The following is an 801-nucleotide window of genomic DNA, read 5'->3' on the forward strand; positions in this document are numbered from 1 at the left end:
AACGGTTGCCGTTCTCATCTTTCTGATGGTCTGCGGTATAGATATCTTCTGCGGCATAAACCTCAAACACGGCTCCTGCAAGGCTGGCTTCCTCATAGGTGAAATCCTTGTCAAAACCTTTGACTACTTCTCCTTCCTTGTGGATGGTCAGTCTGCCTTTTGCCGGGTGGTTCTCGAATTCCACCTCGATGATCAGGTCACCGCTGACCGGATCTTCCTGGTATGCAGTATCACTGTCTACCTTGATTTCCACGGTATTGGCACTGTGGGTGTATCCATCCGGTGCAGTCACTTCTTCGATGCGGTAATTTCCACAAGCCAGATTCTGTGGCAGGATCAGGTATCCATTCTCATCCGTAAAATAAGATTTATGTACCGTAGTAGATGGGTAGGTGGTCACCTGTTCCACATATTTCTTGTTATCCAGATCGTATACTTTAAACTCGGTATTCGGAACCAGGACAGATTTCTTTGTCTCGTCATCTTTTTTGACGATCTTTAATTTTGCTTCAAACTCTTCGTCCAGAAGCACACGCCATACCTGCGGCTGATCCGGATTGTTTTCCGAGATCACAACCTTAAAGTCATCGACTGGTTTGAAGTTGTGCGGTGTGGTGGTCTCCCTTACAATGTAGGTTCCGTATGCAAGCGGAATGGAGCATGCATATCCACGCTCATCCGTGAACATTTCTGTCTGTCCGTCTGCGGTCAGTACAACCGGAGTTGCAGATGCAAAGTCATAGGAACCGTCCTTATTTTTCTTCAGGCTGCTCTCCAGATATGCACTGAATCCCACACCTT

At 47.1% G+C, this 801-nt stretch carries 1 protein-coding gene; it reads right to left on the bottom strand.

Features of this window, described 5'->3' with window-relative positions:
* A partial coding sequence (locus LIQ05_RS20820) for an MSCRAMM family protein (RefSeq protein WP_264292817.1) occupies nt 1–801 on the bottom strand: 801 nt, incomplete at both ends.

The organism is Blautia glucerasea (assembly GCF_020537505.1).
Taxonomy (GTDB): domain Bacteria; phylum Bacillota; class Clostridia; order Lachnospirales; family Lachnospiraceae; genus Blautia_A.